Here is a 16,956-nt window from a genome sequence, read left to right on the forward strand (position 1 = left end):
GTCTTGTCGCCGCCGATTTTATCCACGGCCTATTTGCGCGCCGGCTCGAACGGGCGGATGTCAAAGCTGTGCGCCTGCCGCAAAGCCGGGAACAGCCGGGACCAGATCATCGTGACCGCGATTGCTCCGAAACCGCCCACGATCACCGTGGCGACAGGGCCGATCAGTGCCGCCACGAAGCCGGATTCCGCTTCGCCCAGTTCGTTCGATGCGGAAATGAACAGGGATGAGACGGCCCCTACCCTGCCCCGCATATCCTGCGGCGTGGAAAGCTGGATCAGCGACTGGCGCACGTAGACCGAGAACATGTCCGCCGCGCCCGATACGGTCAGGCACAGCAGGGAGAGCGGCAACCACCGCGAGATCCCGAAGCCGACGATCGCCACACCGTAAACCGCGACGGCCGCCAGCATCTTGGTCCCGACCCCACGGTCGAGCGGCCGCCATGAGAACCAGAACGCCGACAGCATCGCACCGAGGGCAGGCGCGGCACGCAAGGTCCCAAGCCCGCTGGGGCCGATCATGAGGATGTCATGCGCGAAGACCGGCAGAAGAGCCGTCGCACCGCCCAGCAGCACCGCCATCAGGTCCAGCGAAATGGCGCCGAGGATCAGGGGGTGATAGCGAACATAGGCCACGCCCTCGATCATCTGCTGCCATGGATTGAGCGCGGCGTTCCGCTTCGATCGCGGCACCGGCCCGATCGCCATCAGGCAGCCGAGGCAAAGCGTGAAGAGTCCGGCGGCCACGGCATAGGGCAGCACCGGCCCGGCATCATACAGGAAGCCAACCGAGGCCGGACCGATGATCGCGCCAAGACGACTGGCGATGGCATTCGTGGCAATCGCTCTTGGCAGAACGTCGGCCGGGACCAGATCCGGCGCAAGGGCGTTGAGCGCGGGGCCCGCAAAGGCTCTGACGATCCCGAACATCGCCGCCACGGCGAACAGCGCGCCCAGGGTCACCCCGTGACCGGCACCGGGATGCCCGGTGTTGAGCCAGCCAAGCAATAGCGCGCAGCCGAGCTGCACCACGCTGCACAGGCGCGCAATCACGCGCCGGTCGATATGATCGGCGGTCCATCCGGTCACCAGTACCAGCAGGAACAGCGGAATGAACTGCACCAGTCCGACGATGCCGAGCTGGAACGCCGCCTCCTTGATACTGCGCGTGGCGCGGGCGACTTCGTAGACCTGCCAGCCCAGCACGACGACCATGCCGCCCTGCGCCATGGTCGTGCAAAGCCGCGCCACCCAGAACAGCCGGAAGGCGGGGAATGAGAAAGGATGCCTTGGCTGATTCATGCTCTCTCCGGCCAGAGCGGGTGCGCATCGCCGCTGGCAGCGAATGCCGGGGCTGACAAGCGCGGGGGTGCGAAAAGCAATCGCTTGTGGGGGCTTTCTATATCCGAGGCCAAAGAGGCCATTCGCCAAAAGCCGCACTGCAAAATAGTCTCAACCCCTAAGGCTAATGGCCCTTCCGCAACGGAGCTGCCCGTAAAACGCCATAGCGATATGGCTATCGCGAAACTTTGTCCGAACGTGAGCTAATGCAAAGGCCAAAGGCAGATACCGCTGAAATGGCGGGCAACAATCAGGGGAGGGAAACATGTCGATCAATTTCTGGCGCTGCGCATCGTCCGCAGCAGTGTTGGCCACTGCGATGTTGGCGCAACAGGCTGCGGCTCAGGATGCTGGACAGACGGCGGCTCAAGCGGCGTCCCAGACGGCATCCGAACCGACGCCGTCCGGCGAGATCTACGTCACCGCGCAGCGCCGTTCGGAACGCCAGCTTGACGTGCCGATCACGATCACCTCGGTCAGCAGCCAGACGCTGACCGATGCCGGCGTGCGCCAGCTTTCCGATCTGTCGCGGGTCGTCCCTGCGCTGCGGTTCGACAAGTCCGGCGTCTACACTCAGCCCACCATTCGCGGCGTCGGTACGGCAATCACCACTTCGGGCGGCGGTCCCAACGTCGCCACTTACCTTGACGGCTTCTTCCTGCCGAGCGCGGCTTCGACCGACTTCCAGCTGATGAAGGTGCAGTCGGTGCAGGTGCTCAAGGGCCCGCAGGGCACCCTGTTCGGCCGCAACACCACGGGCGGCGCGATCCTCATCACCACTGCCGATCCCAGCGAGAAGCCGGGCGGTGAAATGCGTGTGTCCTATGGCCGCTTCAACACGGTCGAAGTGCAGGGTTACGGCACTTCCGCCATCGCGCCGGGCGTCGCGTTCGATGTCGAGGGCCTCTATCGCCGTGGTGATGGTTTCCAGACCAACATCATCGATAACAACGACAAGATCGGACAATATAACCGCTGGTCGGTGCGCACCGGCCTGAAGGTCGAGGCTTCGCCCGACGTCAGCTTCCTGCTGCGCTATACCCACTCGCAGTCCGACGATCCCTCGGCGCTGATGCACAATGCCTTCGTTGACGAAGACGGTACGAAGTGGATCTATCAGTATACCCCGACCGGATATTACGCGACCAAGCCCAATCAGGTGGCGCTAAACCCCACCGACGGCATCGGGGCAACCACCAACACCGACGTTATTCAGGGCACGATCAAGGCCAATCTCGGCTTTGCAGATTTCACTTCCTACACGCAGTACCGCGACGAGCGGGTCACCAGCGTCCAGGATCTTGACGCCACCGCGCTCCCGATCTTCACCATCCGCATCGATTCCAACAGCAAGACCTTCACGCAGGAATTGCTGCTGAACTCGAAGCCGGGCTCGCGCCTGCAATGGACGACCGGCGCTTATTACTTCAACAACCGCGATACCTGGCCGACTTATGCCAAGCTTGGCACTGCGCCGTTCGTCCGCAACGGCGAATCCGGCACGCTCACGCAGTCGATCGCGGTCTTCGCCGACGCCACGTACGAGATCACGCCGCAGCTCTTCCTGACAGCGGGCGCGCGCTATAGCCATGACTGGGTGGACGACGCCTATTTCGAACGTGCGTTGACCGCTTCGGTTTATGAAGACGCCAACGGCAATCCCGTCGCCTTCCCGTCTGACGTGCCGCTTTACACCCGCTACGACGTGCCGAAGCTCACCAACAACCGCGTCACGCCCCGTGCCGTGCTGCGCTTCAAGCCGAACGACGAATCGAGCATCTATGCCTCGTTCACGCAGGGCTACAAAGCGGGCCTGCTGAACGTCGGCGGCTATTCCTACCGCCCGGTGAAGCCCGAGACTATCAATGCCTACGAACTGGGCTACAAGTATGCCAAGGGCTGGCTGTCGGCCGATCTCTCCGGGTTCTACTACGACTACAAGAACCTCCAGGTGTCGAGCTTCCAGGCCGGTACCGCGCGGATCACCAATGCCGCCAGCTCCGAGATCTACGGCCTCGAAGGCCAGGTGAGCGGGCACGTCACTTCGGACTTCACGGTGTCCGCGGGCGTCGCTTGGACCCATGCGCGTTACAAGAAGTTCCCCAACGCGCCGTTCTACCAGTTCTGCGATCCCGCAGCGGCGTTCGGCACTTCGCCGGTCGCCTGCACGCCTCCTGAGCTCGGCGGTCTCGGAGCGGGTGCACTGGTCGAAACCACCACCAACGCCAGCGGCTTCAAGATGCAGCGCTCGCCGGAGATCACGGCGAACCTCGCGGCGTCCTACGGGCTCGATCTGGCTGGCGGAAGGCTAACGCTTTCGGGCAATCTCTACTACACCTCGTCGTTCTATTTCGGCATTGCCCAGCAGTTCAAGCAGGGTGACTACGCCCAGCTCGGCCTGCGCGCCGAATGGAACGATGCTTCCGACAAGTACTCGCTCGCGCTCTTCGGAGAGAACGTGACCGATCACCGCTATCGCTCGGCAGTCAACTACGCATCGCTGGGCATCGGCAGCGTCTGGGCCGCACCGGCGACTTACGGCGTGACTTTCGGCGTGAAGTTCTGAGGATGGATCGGCGGCGGGCTGGAAGGCCCGTCGCCACTTCCCGTCAGCTTCCGGGACGGAGAATGTCGGCCGGCAATGGGTTGACGCGCGGGGGATCGGGAGCGAACCACGCCCCGGCAACGTCCTGCGGTGCGTTCGGCTCACCAATGAGCCGCGCGAACATCTGCCCCTCATACGCGGCCGCTGCCAGCATGCGCGGGGCCAGCGCGTCACCAATAGTGAAAAGCTGCGCCACTCGTCCTTCGAGCGCACGGGCAAGATCGTCCACCGGCGCGCGCGATGTCGCAAGGATCACTGCATCCACCGGCGTCGAACGCATTTCGCCGGTATGGACATCGCGCAGGGTGACCGCGCCTTCCTCGATGCTCTCGATCCATGTTCCCGTGGCAAGCGTCACTCCGGCCCGCTTCGTCCGCGCGAGCACGAAGCGCTCTTCCCAGGCATCGCTCAAGCGCGCCGAAACGGGGGACATCTCGGCGGAGACCAGCGTGACTTGCACCCCATGCACCGCAAGCATTTCGGCAAGGCCGCTGCCGGTGTGATACCCCTCTCCATCCACGATCACCACGCGCCCCGCGGGCCTCACATCGCCCGAGAGCACGGCTTCCGGCGTATGAACGAGAGGTCGGTCACACCCCGGCACCGGCATCTCGCTGGAGATACTCTCCCCGCCCTTGCGATACCGCGCGCCCGTGGCGACGATCACTGCATCGGGCGCCTCGGCAAGTACCAGAGGGACATCGGCTCGAACACCGAAGCGACAGTCTATCCCGAGCCGCTCCAGTTCGGCCGCCCACCATTTCACCGCCTCGCCATAATGCGCGCGGCCCGGCAGGCGTGCCCAGTCGGCCAATGCGCCGCCCGGCTCCGCCCGCGTTTCGAAAAGCGTGACGCGGTGCCCCCGCCGAGCCGCGACACGCGCAGCCTCCAGCCCTCCCGGCCCGGCACCGATCACGACGACGCGTGAGGGCTTTGGCGCGGGCGTGAAACTGTCTATGCCCCAGAGCCGCTCGCGGTAGCTCGCCGGATTGATCGTGCAGCCCTGCGCCCCGTCACCGCCTGCTGCGGTACACCAGTTGCAGGCGATGCAGGTGCGGCCTTCATCCTCGCGACCTTCCCGCGCAAGCCGTACGAACTGCGGCTCCGCGATAAGCTGGCGCGCCGATCCCGCCATGTCGACCACGCCCGAGGAAATCGCCTCCTCGGCCTCGGCCATGCGGGTGATCCGGCCGAGAACGGACAGCACCGGCACCTCGCCTGCTGCGCTCCGCACTTGCTCGACCGCCTTGCGGTAGGGGAATTTCTCGGAAAAACCCGTCGGCATGCCATGGTGAAACTGCTGCGGCTCCATCCCGACATCGAGGTCGAGATAATCGAGCAAACCGCGTCCGGTCAGCGCCGAGACCGCATCCCGCGCGCCGGCCACCCCATAGCCGCCGGGCACTTCCTCATCGCAATTGAAGCGCATGCCCACGGCCATGCCAGGCCCAGCCCCGGCCCGTGCAGCTTCCAGCGATTCCACCGCAAAACGCAGGCGATTGTCGAAGCTGCCTCCGTAATCGTCCTCCCGCGCATTGTAATAGGGCGAGAGAAACTGCTCGATCAGCCCGGCGTGCGAACCGTGGAGCATCACCCCATCAAAGCCCGCGCGGCGCAAGTTGGCGGTCGAGCGATGGACCGCCTCATGCATTCCGGCGATCTCGCCCACCGTCATGGCCCGTGTCGTCGCGGTGCGGCGGCCATAGGCGAACTGGCGATTGGAGGGCCCGAAAGCAGGTGCCGGCGGGCTCAACGGCTGCCACCAGCCTGCTCCGCCCCACCAATAGAATATCTGCCCGAAAATGCGTCCGCCCGCTGCGTGGACCGCTTCGGCCATGCGCGCGAAGGCGGCGACATTCTCGTCCGGATGCGGCGACGGCTGACGGGTGCGGCCGCGTTCGTGCGCCACCAGAGCCACGATCACGAGGCCGCAGCCGCCATCCTTCACGCGCTCGACGCTGTAGGCGACAAGATCGTCCGAAGGCTTTGTCCCCGCGCTGAGCGCACTGCCGTGCGGCGCGAAGAAATAGCGGTTGGGGATAATGACCGGGCCCAGCGCGATGGGCGAGAAGACGGCAGGGTAGCGCGGATGCACTGGCTCAGGCCGCCACTCGTGCGCTCTCCTTCAGGCGCGGCATGACTTTCTCCGCGAACGTCCGCATCTGCCGGTAGACATCGTCATAGGGCATCCCGCCGAAGCTGAAATTGGCGATGATCCAGTAGTCGCCGACCATCTCCGCCCGCGCGAAATGCTTTTCGACCAATTGGTCGGGGGTGCCGATCATGTTGCCGGAAATGTAGTCGCGATAGGCCTTGTCCGGGCCGCCCGCCGCCTCTGCCGCTTCGCCCAGGTAGACATATGTCGAATAGGACGGGAGGCTGCGGAAATGCTCGCCGCCGAACTCGTAATGCTGGGCAACCTGCTGGAACTGCGCGGCAAAGTACTTGTCGGTATAATCGATCACCTGCTGCTCGTCGTCGAAGCAGACGACGAAATCGCTGATGACGAAAGGCGGTGCGGGTTCGCCGTGGAGCTTGGCGAAGGTCTCGCGGTAGAAGTCGATCTCGGGAAGCGCCTTGGCCCAGTCGCCTTGCGAAAACCGCAGCGTGCGCAGGCCGAGCTGGGCCGCTTCCTCCACCGAGGATCGCGACATCGAGACCATGACGCAGCGTTCTTTCGACCAGCCCTCCGGCCGGGGTCGAACTTCGACACGGGGTTGAGGGAAGTGCGGACCGACACCTTCGACGAAGCCGGTTTCGAGACCGGCAAGGATCATCGGCGCCGCCTCGTCGAAACGTTCGCGGGAATCCGCAAGATCGGTGCGAAAGCCGGTAAATTCGCGCCGTGCCGCGCCGCGTCCCATGCCCAGGATCACGCGGCCGTTGCTGAGATGGTCGAGCATGGCGGTCTTTTCGACCACGCGCAGCGGATCGTTCCACGGCAGAATGACGGCGGCGGGCATCAGCTTGATCGTGCTCGTCTTCGCGGCGACGTAAGTCAGCAGTTGCAGCGGATCGGGACAGGCGGCGTAGTCGGTGAAGTGGTGTTCCACCGCCGCGGCGAAGTCGAAGCCCATGGCCTCGGCCTCTATGGCGAGCTGGGTCTCGCGGCGGAAGAAATCGCCGTCCGGCATGCCGTGGAGATTCTGAAAGCCCAGGTGGATACCGACCTGCATGTTGCTCATCCTCGTATTGCGTTGGGTCAGTGGTCGTATTCAGCCTTTCAGGCCGGCGCCGTGACAGGTTCCTCACCATTGAGCGTGCAGCGATGCAGTTCGCGTCCGCTCTCACGGTCGAACGGTTCCACGCGGTGCATCGTGCCGGTATTGTCCCAGATCGCGAGATCGCCCGGCTGCCACTTGTGACGGTAGACGTATTGCTCCTGCGTGGCGTGGATCATCAGGCGCTGGAGCAGGTCATGGCTTTCCGCCGGCTCCATGCCTTCGACATAGGCACCCGACGTGCTGAGCACGAGCGAACGGGCACCCGAACGGTGCTGCCAGACCAGCGGATGCGAACGCTGCGGATAGGAACTCCACAGCGCGAACTCCTCAACCGTGCAATCGCGCTTGGCAGGAAAAAGCGCCGCCTGCATCGTGTGGACCACGCGCAGCTTTTCAAGCCGCCGCTGTTCTTCCTCGGGAAGGTCCGCAAAGGCGGCGCAAGTATTGGCGAAGAGCGTATCACCGCCCCGGTTGGACAAGCGCACGGGTGCCAGCAGCGTGGCGAAAGGCGGAACCTCTTCGTAAGTGCCGTCCATGTGCCAGAGCTGATTGCCGAACAGGAAGCGCGCGTATTCGGGGTTGCGTGTCTCGTCGAGCGTCACGCGGAGCACGCCGCCATCGCCTTCGGCCAGCACCGCGCCGTCGGCTCCGCGTCGCGCCTTGCCGATGCGCAATTCGCCAAGGCTGCGTGCGATCGTTCGCAATTCTTCGTCATCGACACCTAAGCCGCGCATGACCACGACGCCCCGCTCGACCAGCAGGGCACGAATTTGCGCAGCGTGGCGGCCAGAAAGCAACGCGGCCTTGTCGATCATGAGCTGAGAGCCAATGCGCGGGATCAGCGGGATAGTCGCCTTCCCACCGGATGGCATGCCCGCTTCGGATTCGGAAATTCCGCCTGCGAATCCCACGTCCGCCTCTCCTCCGCCGGCTTTGCGCCGCGCTATGTCCCGTTATACTTTCGGGGCTTGACCGACGCGGTTGTCGAGCCGATTATCACCCGTATCGTTTCATAAATAAGTGTAACGCCCACACATTCCATCACCCGGCAGAAACATGCAAGCATTTAATACCTACATCGTTTTAATTGCATCCCAATGCCGGGCGGGGGAGGTGTGAAAGTGATGGAAGGGCACGTAGCTCCGCCAAGCCGGGGGCCGGGACGCCCCTCGCTCAGCAACGAGGAATTGCTCGACCGCGCGCTGGTACTGTTCCTGGAAAGCGGGTTCGAGCGCACCAGCATCGACGCGATTTGCGCCGCTGCGGGCATGGCGAAGCGCACCTTTTATCAGCGTTATGGCGACAAGCTCACCTTCTTCAAGGCCGCGCTGGAACGGGCGATCGAGGACTGGATACTGCCCCTCGAGACGCTGGAAGCCTGCGAGAGCGAAGATTTCGAGGACACGCTGCTACGCATCGGCCGCCGCCTCGTTGCGAATGTAATGAGCGAGGACGGCATCCGCCTGTTGCGGATCACCAACGCCGAATCCGCCAGAATTCCGGAGATCGGCGCTTTCACTTATAATGCCGGCACCGGCCCGACCGTCGATTGGCTGGCCAGCCTGTTCCGCCGCCGGCTCGAATGCGGCGAGGAGCAGGCACGCAACGCCGCAACTGCTTATATGTACATCGTCGTCTGCGGTCCGCCCACCGTGACGGCCTGGGGCATGACCGTAAGCGCCGCCGAGATTGAGAGTAACATCCGCTATGCCGTCCACGTGCTGCTTCACGGCCTCTTGTCCGGAGCGGACGGTCGCAGAGCCCCGGAACGCAACGGCGCGCCGGAATCCGCGACTTTGGAACTCCAACAACTGCGGCGCGAAAACGAGCAGTTGCGGCGGCTGCTGGTCGATTCAATGCTGAACGCACAGATGCCGTAGAAACGGCAGCACGCTACCGATGAAACGATCGGGGTGCCAAATGGGAAGGGATGCAAGGAATGGGCGCATTGAGGATCGAACCGCTCAGACAGGAGCTACCTTTCGGCGTGCGCATTTCCGGTGTCACGCACGCGGTTCTGGCGGACGAAGCCAGCCGCCGGGCGATCTTCGATGCCTTCGAGCGCGAGGGGCTGATCGTCTTCGACGGGATCGAGCAGAGCGACGAGATGCAGGTGGCGCTGAGCGGGGTGTTCGGCCCGCTCAAGGAACATCCGCTGAAGGAAGTCAGTCGGGTCGATGCCAGCAAGTTGCCCGGCGTGGTCGAAATCAAGCAGGAACCCAATGCTTCGGGCGTCGTCGAGATCGAGGGCAAGCAACTCGCGCACTGGCTGCCCTGGCACTTCGACCATTGCTACAACAACGAACTCAATCGGGCCGGTGTGCTGCGGGCAACTCAGATCACCTCCGAAGGTGGCCTCACCGGGTTCGTCGACGGGCTGGCGCTTTACCGCGCCTTTCCGGCCGAGTTGCGCGACCGGCTTGAACAGGCGGAAATCCTTTATACGCTCAATGTCGCCTATCAGACCAACCGCTTCGGCCAGCCCAAGACCTTGCGCGTGATCCGCGAAAAGCCCGGTGCGCTCGAAATGATGGAAAACCGGAAAGGCGCGCCCCGCGCAATCCATCCGGCGATCTGGACACGCGCCGATGGCGGGCGTTGCCTCCACGTTTCACCCTACATGGCCGACGGCATTCTCGGGCTGGAGACGCCGGAAGGCGAGGCGCTGCTGGAAGACGTCTGCCAGACCGTCAACCGCATCGCCGCCACCCAGAGCTATCACCATGCCTGGCGGCTCGATCAGATGTTGATCTGGGATAACTGGCGCATGCTCCATGCTGTCTCGGGCAACGACCCGGCGCTTGGCCGCACCATGCAGCGCACCACGATTGCCGGAGATTATGGTCTGGGTCGTTTCGAATTCGCCCCGGCTGCCGCCATGAACGAAACAACGACGTCGGTGAGGATGTAGGGTCCTTCAGGGCCTGAAAAGCACCGACGCAGGGGAGAGGAACGCGATGACCAAAGTGGCGGGCCGGACGGCCGTGGTGACCGGCGGAGGCAGCGGCATCGGGCGCGGGCTGGCGCTTGAACTCGCCGCCAAGGGCGCGGCCGTGGCGATTGCCGACATCCTTCCCGAAAACGCGGAAGCGGTCGCCCGCGAGATCGCTGTAATGGACGGCAAGGCGCTGGCGATCGGCTGCGACGTGACGGACATGGCCTCTCTCGAAGCCGCGAAACAAGCCGCCACCGAGCATCTCGGCCCCGTCTCGCTGCTATTCGCGAACGCCGGGGCCACCTCGTTCGAGCGCATCACCGACATGAGCGCGGATGACATCGACTGGATCGTCCATGCCAACCTGCTGGGCGTGCTCAACTGTGTAAAGACCTTCTATCCCGACATGGTGGCCGCGCGCGACGGCCATTTCTGCGCCACGGCCTCCACCGCCGGGCTGCTACCGAGTTGGATCCCCTATCACGCGGCCTATTCGGGGGCGAAGATGGGGATCATCGGCATGATGCTGAACCTTGCCATCGAGGCGCGCGAACACGGCGTGGGGGTCACGGCCTTCGTGCCCCACGGCGTCGTCAGCAACATGAAGGCCAATAATGCCCGCTACCGCCCTGCCCGTTTCGGCGGCCCGGGCGAGGGCGAAGTGCAGATCCCGGAAGGCGCGCAGTGGCATGCCGAGGTCAAGTTCCGGCCGGCCGAACTGGTCGGCAAGCTGGTCGTCAGGGCCGTGGAGGAGGATCGCCCGATGGTCATCAGTGACGGCGCAATCCGGAAGACTTTCGACGAAACCTATCGCCGCATCGTCTACGACGCCTTCGACTTCGCGGACGCCTTTTACGCGGCCGAGGAGTGACCGCCGGGCTCAGGCACTCTCACGCGGCGGCATTGTCATCTTGCGCATATTGCGCAAGTAAGGCCGCATGGTCATCGAGATTCCCGAGCTTTTCCAACCCGACGAAGTGCGCGAAATCCGCGAGGCGCTGCAAGCGGCCGACTGGGCCGACGGACGCGCCACTGCGGGTCACCGCGCGGCGCTCGTCAAGGAGAACGAACAACTCCCGCTCGATCACCCGCTGGCCCGGCAACTTGCCGACCGGGTGCTGACGCGGCTCTACCAGACGCCGCTGTTCATTGCCGCCACCCTGCCCCAGCGCATCCTGCAACCGCGTTTCAGCCGCTATGACGGGCATGGGCACTACGGAAACCATGTCGACAACGCGATCTTCCCGATCCCTGGCACCGGCGAGCACTTGCGCAGCGACGTGTCGAGCACGCTGTTCCTCAGCGATCCCGACGAGTACGATGGCGGCGAACTCGTTATCGAGGACATGTTCGGGAACCATACGGTCAAGCTTCCGGCAGGCTCTCTGGTCGTCTATCCCGGCAGCAGCCTGCACCGGGTCGCACCGGTGACACGCGGGGTGCGCTTTGCCTCGTTCTTCTGGACCCAGAGCTTCGTCGCTTCTCCGGAGCGCCGACGGCTGATGTTCGAACTGGACGGCGCGATCCAGTCGATTGCGGGCGACCATCCGGAGCATGGCTCGGTCGATGCGCTGACCAATGTCTATCACAACCTGCTCCGCCAGTGGTCGGTTACCTGAGAATTCGGCACCCCTGACGGATGCTTTTGCCGCCACCGCGATAATCGTTGCGTGCCCAAGATATTGCGGCGCTCCTCGCCCCAACCGCGCTAGAGGTTTGACAAAGCGCGCCGACGAGTGCGCCGGATAAGCGGGAGAAAATGCGGATGCCGAAGCACGGGACTTCGAACGACCAGCGCGCGCGATCCTTGCGCCCGTCTCAAATGCGTGCAGGAATGCTGGCAGCGACGGCCACGCTGGCACTCGCCTGCGTGGCGGCAACGCCTGTCATGGCTGCACCCGCTGCTGTGGAGACTCCCGCCAAGACGACGCTTCGGGCCGATGGCTATACCGCCGATGATGCCATGTTCGCTCATCCCTTCGTCGATCTGGACGAAGTGCGGCATGACGGGACAATGGCCTACCGCTATGTCCACGGCGGCTTCGAAGGTACCGACACACGGTTTTCCTACTATTTCCCGGTGGATGGCTGGCAAGGCCGGTTCTTCCAGTACATCACGCCGGTGCCGGACAGCGAAACGCTCTCGCAAGGGCTGAGCGGCGAGGAAGACCGGATCGGCGCGGCACTGACCAGCGGGGCCTATTTCATCGAAACCAATGGCGGCGGCCCCAAGGCGGCCGATCCGATCGGCGGCATGGACCAGACCATCGGTGCCTATCGCGCCAATGCCGCCGCCGCGCGCTTCTCGCGTTTCGTGGCCGCGCAGGTCTACGCACCGCGTCCGCACGTCTATGGCTATGCCTATGGCGGCAGCGGCGGCGCTTATCGCACGCTGGGTTCGCTGGAGAACACCCACGGCGTCTGGGACGGGGCGGTGCCCTATGTGCTCGGCTCGCCAATGGCCATTCCGAACATGTTCACCGTCCGCCTCAATGCCATGCGCGTGCTTGGCCCGAAGCTGGACGGCGTGGTCGCCGCGCTCGACGCGGGCGGCAGCGGCAATCCTTACGCCGGGCTTGACGCCCAGCAGAAGGCGGCGCTTGTCGAAGCGACGCGCATGGGCTTCCCGCCGCAGTCCTGGTATGCCTGGCGGACGATGGGGCCGCACGCCTTCGCGCTGCTTTTCGGCGCCGTGCGCATGGTCGATCCGAGCTACTTCAGCGATTTCTGGAGCCAGCCCGGCTACGAGGGGCATGACAGCCCCGAACTCTACGCCGCCGACCGGACGCACACCGCCACCCGCATCGTCGAGGTCATCACCGAGGCGAAGGCCGCGACCATGGGGCTCGACACCGGCCGCTCCCCCGGCACGGCAAAAGGCACCGCCGACCTCGCATGGAAGGCGATGGGGCTCAATTCGGCGGACGAAGTGCCGGTGGCCCTGCGACTGGAGCAAGTGCCACAGGGCAAGCCGCTGCTGCTGGCCGATCTCGTGCTGCCATCGGGCAAGAAATTGCTGCTGAGCGACGTCAAGGACGGCATCGCGATGATCGGTATCAACGATCCGCGCGTCGTGGCTGAGGTCAAGGCGGGCGATGCGGTCACGCTCGACAACAGCGATATTCTGGCGGTGGAGAGCTATCACCGGCATCAGGTCCCGCCAAACGACGGCCAATATCCGGTCTGGGACCAGTTCCGCACCGCCGACGGCACGCCGCGCTATGCGCAGCGCAAGATGCTGCTCGGCCCGATGTTCACGAAGAACGCTTCGGGCGCGGTGCCGAACGGCAAGTTCGACGGCAAGGTGATCCTGATCGAGAACATGTGGGACCGCGAGGCGCTGGCGTGGCAGGGCGACTGGTATCGCCGGCAGGTTGCCGCGAACGTGGGCGCATCGCTCGATGACCGGTTCCGCATCTGGTACACCGACCGCGCGCTGCACGGCGATCAGACGCGGCAGGACGATCCCTCGCGCGTGATATCCTACATCGGCGTGTTGCAGCAGGCGCTGCGCGATCTGTCCGCATGGGTCGAAACCGGCAAGGCGCCGCCACAATCGACGCAGTACAAGGTGGTTGACGGGCAAATTCAGGTCCCCGCCACGGCAAGCGCGCGTCAGGGCATCCAGCCGGTCGTCACGATCACCGCAAATGGCAAGGCGCAGACGGACGTGCGACGCGGAGAGCCGGTGCGACTTGCCGGAACGGTATCGGTCCCGCCGGGCGCCGGCTCCGTGGTCTCCGCGCAATGGGACTTCGAGGGCGACGGCACTTTCGACGAGGACGCGAAGCCGGGAACCGGCGCGAATGTCACGGTTTCCACGACGCATAGCTTCGACAAGCCGGGCACCTACTTCGTGGTCCTGCGCGCCGCCTCCCAGCGGGAAGGCGATGCGAACACGCCCTTTGCCCGCATCCAGAATCTGTCGCGGGCGAAGATCGTCGTGCGCCCCTAGGACGGGGCACGGACCCGCTAAAAGTGGGCCAGATATCCGCCGTCAACGGCCAGGACCTGTCCGGTGATATAGGAAGCGGCGGGTGAGGCCAGGAAAAGCACCGGCCCTACCACTTCGCTCGGGCGCCCCCAGCGGCCGAGCGAGGTACGCCGCGCAAGGTGCTGACCAATGCCGGGATCGGCCACCATCTCCGCATTTGCCTCGGTCGCGAAATAGCCCGGAGCCACGGCATTGACAGTAATGCCCCGGCTACCCAGCTCGGCGGCGAGCGCCCGGGTCAGCGCCTCAAGGCCGCCTTTGGACATGGTGTAGGCGGCATCTCCGGCCCGGGCGATGGGGCCGGCAATCGAGGTCACGTTGACGATGCGGCCCCCCGCGGTCATGCGCGGAGCAAGAATGCGGGCAAGGTCAAAGCAAGCGACCAGATTGATTTCCAGCATGTATCGAACTGCCTCACGGTCCAGTTCGGAAATCGGCCTGCGATCGCGGTGGCCGGCATTGTTGACGAGGATGTCCACCGCCCGTTGCCCCGCCAGCGTTTCGGCCACGGCCTGCGTATCGGCGAGATCGAAAACCACGGCCTCGGCGCTTCCGCCCGCAGCGGCAATGGCGGCGACCAAGTCCTCCGCCCGGTCGCGGCCGCGTGCCTGCACAAGGACGTGGGCCCCCGCCTCGGCAAAGCCAAAAGCGATTTCACGCCCCAGACCGCCCGTTGCACCGGTCACCAGTGCGGTTTTGCCTGCCAGCGTCACGCCGGGGTCTCCGGCGTAAGGAAGAGCGCACAGTTACGGGTGGCATTCGATCTGGTCATCACCTTCCGATAACGAGACCCGAGGCACATCGCCAGCCCGCCATCCGGAGTAAATGGCCCCGAAGATCGCCATCCAATTGCGCATTCTGCGTTAGCGGGTTACCCCATAAGGGACTGCCCCCGCCGGGAAACCCGGCCAGCCGACGAGACGCCATGCCGATCGACTGCCCCGGCTCCAGCGCGATTCCTTCCGTCCCGATGGCGGCCGGCGCACTCCTTGTGCGCCTGCGCGAAGCGGTAGGACGGCGCCATGTGCTGACGGGAGAGAAGGCCACGCTGGCTTTCCGTACCGGCTATCGCTTCGGTTCCGGCCCGGTACTGGCCGTGGTCCAGCCGGGTAGTCTGGTCGAGCAATGGCGCGTGCTGCGCGCCTGTGTCGATGCGGGAGTGATCGTGATCGCGCAGGCGGCCAACACCGGCCTTACCGGCGGATCGACGCCCGATGGCGACTATGACCGGCCGGTGGTAATCGTCAGCATGCGCCGGCTCGACGGCATTCGGCTGATCCGGGACGGGTCGCAAGTGGTCTGCCTGCCCGGCGCCACACTTTACAAGCTGGAAGCCATGCTGAAGCCATTGGGGCGCGAGCCGCATTCGGTGATCGGCTCGTCCTGCCTTGGCGCGTCGGTGCTGGGAGGGATCTGCAACAATTCGGGCGGTGCGCTCGTGCGGCGCGGGCCTGCCTATACCGAACTGGCGCTTTACGCCCGCGTCGATGCCGGCGGGCGGCTCGAACTTGTCAATCATCTCGGCATCGCGTTGGGGGAGGAGCCGGAAACGATGCTCGCCCGTCTCGAACGCGGCGAATTCGCGGAGGCCGATGTCGATCCGGCGAAAGATCGCGCGGCGTGCGACCACGGCTATGCCGACCATGTGCGCGAAATCGACGCTTCAAGCCCTGCCCGCTTCAATGCTGATCCCTCCCGCCTGTTCGAGGCATCGGGCAGCGCGGGTAAGGTCATGCTCTTCGCCGTGCGGCTCGACACTTTCGTCAAGGATCGCACAACCCGGGTGTTTTACGTGGGCACCAACGACCCGGCCGAACTCACCGCACTGCGCCGCGCGGTGCTGGGCGGCTTCGCACACTTGCCGGTCGCGGGCGAGTACATGCACCGCGACTGTTTCGATATTGCCGAACGCTATGGCAAGGACATCTACCTCGCCATCCGCAAGCTGGGCACCGATCGGCTGCCCGCACTGTTCGCAGCCAAGGCCCGGGTGGATGCATTTACGCGGCGCAGCCGCCTGCTGCCGTCGAACCTCTCGGACAGGGTGATGCAATGGGTGGCGGATCGCCTGCCCGGACACCTGCCGCGCCGCCTCAGGGACTGGCGCGACCGTTTCGAGCATCATCTCATGCTGCGCATGGCCGATGACGGTATCGAAGAAGCGCGCAGCTGGCTTGCCGGCCATTTCCCTTCTGCAACGGGCGAGGTCTTCGAATGCAGTGACGAGGAGGCCGAAGCCGCCTTCCTCCACCGCTTCGCGGCGGCCGGAGCGGCGATACGGTACCGGGCTGTCCACCCGGAGGAGGTGGAGGACATCGTCGCGCTCGATATCGCACTGCCGCGCAATTGCGAGGACTGGCTCGAACACCTACCCGAAGAGATCGAGCGGCCGATCCTGCACAAGCTCTATTACGGGCATTTCTTCTGCCACGTGTTCCATCAGGACTATATCGTCGCCAAGGGCACCGACTGCGCGGCACTGGAGCAGGCCATGCTACCCCTGCTCGACCGGCGCGGCGCCGAATATCCGGCCGAACACAACGTCGGCCATCTCTATGAGGCCAAGCCGGCGCTGAGCGCGCACTATGCCGCGCTCGATCCCTGCAACATGTTCAATCCGGGAATTGGACATACGCCGCGCACGGCCCGCACCCCTACTCCCGAAGGCGCACCGTCGCAGTGAACGGGCGGGCACCAGCGGTCGGGCGATACCGCCCTGGCGCTGGAACGAGGCGGTCTGCCTCCGATTACCCACAGGTTCGGCGCGCCTCGCGGCCGAAAATTCGGCCTTCTTCCGGGCCTTCCGGCCGTATCCTCCGGATGGGCGATGGCCTGCCTCCAAAACGCCGCTTGTC

Annotated in this window: 12 protein-coding genes; 7 read left to right on the plus strand and 5 right to left on the minus strand. The window is 64.7% G+C overall.

The window, feature by feature from the left end; genetic code table 11:
• Positions 1–29 precede the first annotated feature (29 nt).
• On the minus strand, positions 30–1,304 hold the full coding sequence (locus EDF56_RS07955; protein ID WP_132386189.1) for an MFS transporter: 1,275 nt from the start codon (positions 1,302–1,304) through the stop codon (positions 30–32).
• Positions 1,305–1,608: 304 nt separating this feature from the next.
• Between EDF56_RS07955 and EDF56_RS07960 the strand changes: the two genes are divergently transcribed.
• A complete protein-coding gene (locus EDF56_RS07960) occupies positions 1,609–3,909 on the plus strand; it encodes a TonB-dependent receptor (RefSeq protein WP_132386190.1) in 2,301 nt (766 codons plus the stop codon).
• A gap of 43 nt (positions 3,910–3,952) precedes the next feature.
• Here the strand turns inward: EDF56_RS07960 and EDF56_RS07965 are convergent, their stop codons facing one another.
• The 3 genes from EDF56_RS07965 to EDF56_RS07975 are packed head-to-tail and all read right to left on the minus strand — an operon-like array spanning position 3,953 to position 8,083.
• Entirely contained in the window at positions 3,953–6,043 is a 2,091-nt protein-coding gene (locus tag EDF56_RS07965) for an FAD-dependent oxidoreductase (RefSeq protein WP_132386191.1), read from the minus strand.
• 4 nt (positions 6,044–6,047) lie between these two features.
• The gene (locus tag EDF56_RS07970; protein WP_132386192.1) at positions 6,048–7,124 is read right to left on the minus strand and encodes an LLM class flavin-dependent oxidoreductase; all 1,077 of its coding nucleotides are present in this window, start codon (positions 7,122–7,124) and stop codon (positions 6,048–6,050) included.
• 47 nt (positions 7,125–7,171) lie between these two features.
• On the minus strand, positions 7,172–8,083 hold the full coding sequence (locus tag EDF56_RS07975) for a TauD/TfdA family dioxygenase (protein WP_207904660.1): 912 nt from the start codon (positions 8,081–8,083) through the stop codon (positions 7,172–7,174).
• Positions 8,084–8,359: 276 nt separating this feature from the next.
• On the opposite strand from EDF56_RS07975, the gene EDF56_RS07980 reads away from it, so the two are divergent.
• The 5 genes from EDF56_RS07980 to EDF56_RS08000 all read left to right on the plus strand — a co-directional run bounded on the left by EDF56_RS07980 (position 8,360) and on the right by EDF56_RS08000 (position 14,062).
• Positions 8,360–9,052: a TetR/AcrR family transcriptional regulator gene (locus EDF56_RS07980; protein WP_243652465.1), complete on the plus strand. Its 693-nt coding sequence runs from the start codon at positions 8,360–8,362 to the stop codon at positions 9,050–9,052.
• A gap of 59 nt (positions 9,053–9,111) precedes the next feature.
• Positions 9,112–10,083, plus strand: a complete 972-nt coding sequence (locus EDF56_RS07985) for a TauD/TfdA family dioxygenase (RefSeq protein ID WP_132386194.1) — start codon at positions 9,112–9,114, stop codon at positions 10,081–10,083.
• A 46-nt stretch (positions 10,084–10,129) separates the two neighbouring features.
• On the plus strand, positions 10,130–10,978 hold the full coding sequence (locus EDF56_RS07990; RefSeq protein WP_132386195.1) for an SDR family NAD(P)-dependent oxidoreductase: 849 nt from the start codon (positions 10,130–10,132) through the stop codon (positions 10,976–10,978).
• Positions 10,979–11,045: 67 nt separating this feature from the next.
• Entirely contained in the window at positions 11,046–11,726 is a 681-nt protein-coding gene (locus EDF56_RS07995; protein WP_132386196.1) for a Fe2+-dependent dioxygenase, read from the plus strand.
• A gap of 203 nt (positions 11,727–11,929) precedes the next feature.
• Positions 11,930–14,062, plus strand: coding sequence for a PKD domain-containing protein (locus tag EDF56_RS08000; RefSeq protein WP_207904661.1), 2,133 nt, complete (start codon positions 11,930–11,932; stop codon positions 14,060–14,062).
• Between the two features lie 17 nt (positions 14,063–14,079).
• Here EDF56_RS08000 and EDF56_RS08005 read toward each other — a convergent pair whose 3' ends face one another.
• Positions 14,080–14,814, minus strand: coding sequence for an SDR family oxidoreductase (locus tag EDF56_RS08005; protein WP_132386197.1), 735 nt, complete (start codon positions 14,812–14,814; stop codon positions 14,080–14,082).
• Positions 14,815–15,026: 212 nt separating this feature from the next.
• Here EDF56_RS08005 and dld point away from each other — a divergent pair, with 212 nt between their 5' ends.
• The gene (dld, locus tag EDF56_RS08010; RefSeq protein WP_132386198.1) at positions 15,027–16,784 is read left to right on the plus strand and encodes a D-lactate dehydrogenase; all 1,758 of its coding nucleotides are present in this window, start codon (positions 15,027–15,029) and stop codon (positions 16,782–16,784) included.
• Positions 16,785–16,956: the final 172 nt, after the last annotated feature.

The organism is Novosphingobium sp. PhB165 (genome assembly GCF_004341845.1).
In the GTDB taxonomy this organism is placed as follows: domain Bacteria; phylum Pseudomonadota; class Alphaproteobacteria; order Sphingomonadales; family Sphingomonadaceae; genus Novosphingobium.

Excerpts from the sequence above, each read along its gene's own strand:
- EDF56_RS07995 (WP_132386196.1), top strand. The coding sequence starts at position 11,046 with ATGGTCATCGAGATTCCCGAGCTTTTCCAACCCGACGAAGTGCGCGAA.
- dld (WP_132386198.1), top strand. The coding sequence starts at position 15,027 with ATGCCGATCGACTGCCCCGGCTCCAGCGCGATTCCTTCCGTCCCGATG.
- EDF56_RS07970 (WP_132386192.1), bottom strand. The coding sequence starts at position 7,124 with ATGCAGGTCGGTATCCACCTGGGCTTTCAGAATCTCCACGGCATGCCG.
- EDF56_RS07960 (WP_132386190.1), top strand. The coding sequence starts at position 1,609 with ATGTCGATCAATTTCTGGCGCTGCGCATCGTCCGCAGCAGTGTTGGCC.
- EDF56_RS08000 (WP_207904661.1), top strand. The coding sequence starts at position 11,930 with ATGCGTGCAGGAATGCTGGCAGCGACGGCCACGCTGGCACTCGCCTGC.
- EDF56_RS07990 (WP_132386195.1), top strand. The coding sequence starts at position 10,130 with ATGACCAAAGTGGCGGGCCGGACGGCCGTGGTGACCGGCGGAGGCAGC.
- EDF56_RS07985 (WP_132386194.1), top strand. The coding sequence starts at position 9,112 with ATGGGCGCATTGAGGATCGAACCGCTCAGACAGGAGCTACCTTTCGGC.
- EDF56_RS07955 (WP_132386189.1), bottom strand. The coding sequence starts at position 1,304 with ATGAATCAGCCAAGGCATCCTTTCTCATTCCCCGCCTTCCGGCTGTTC.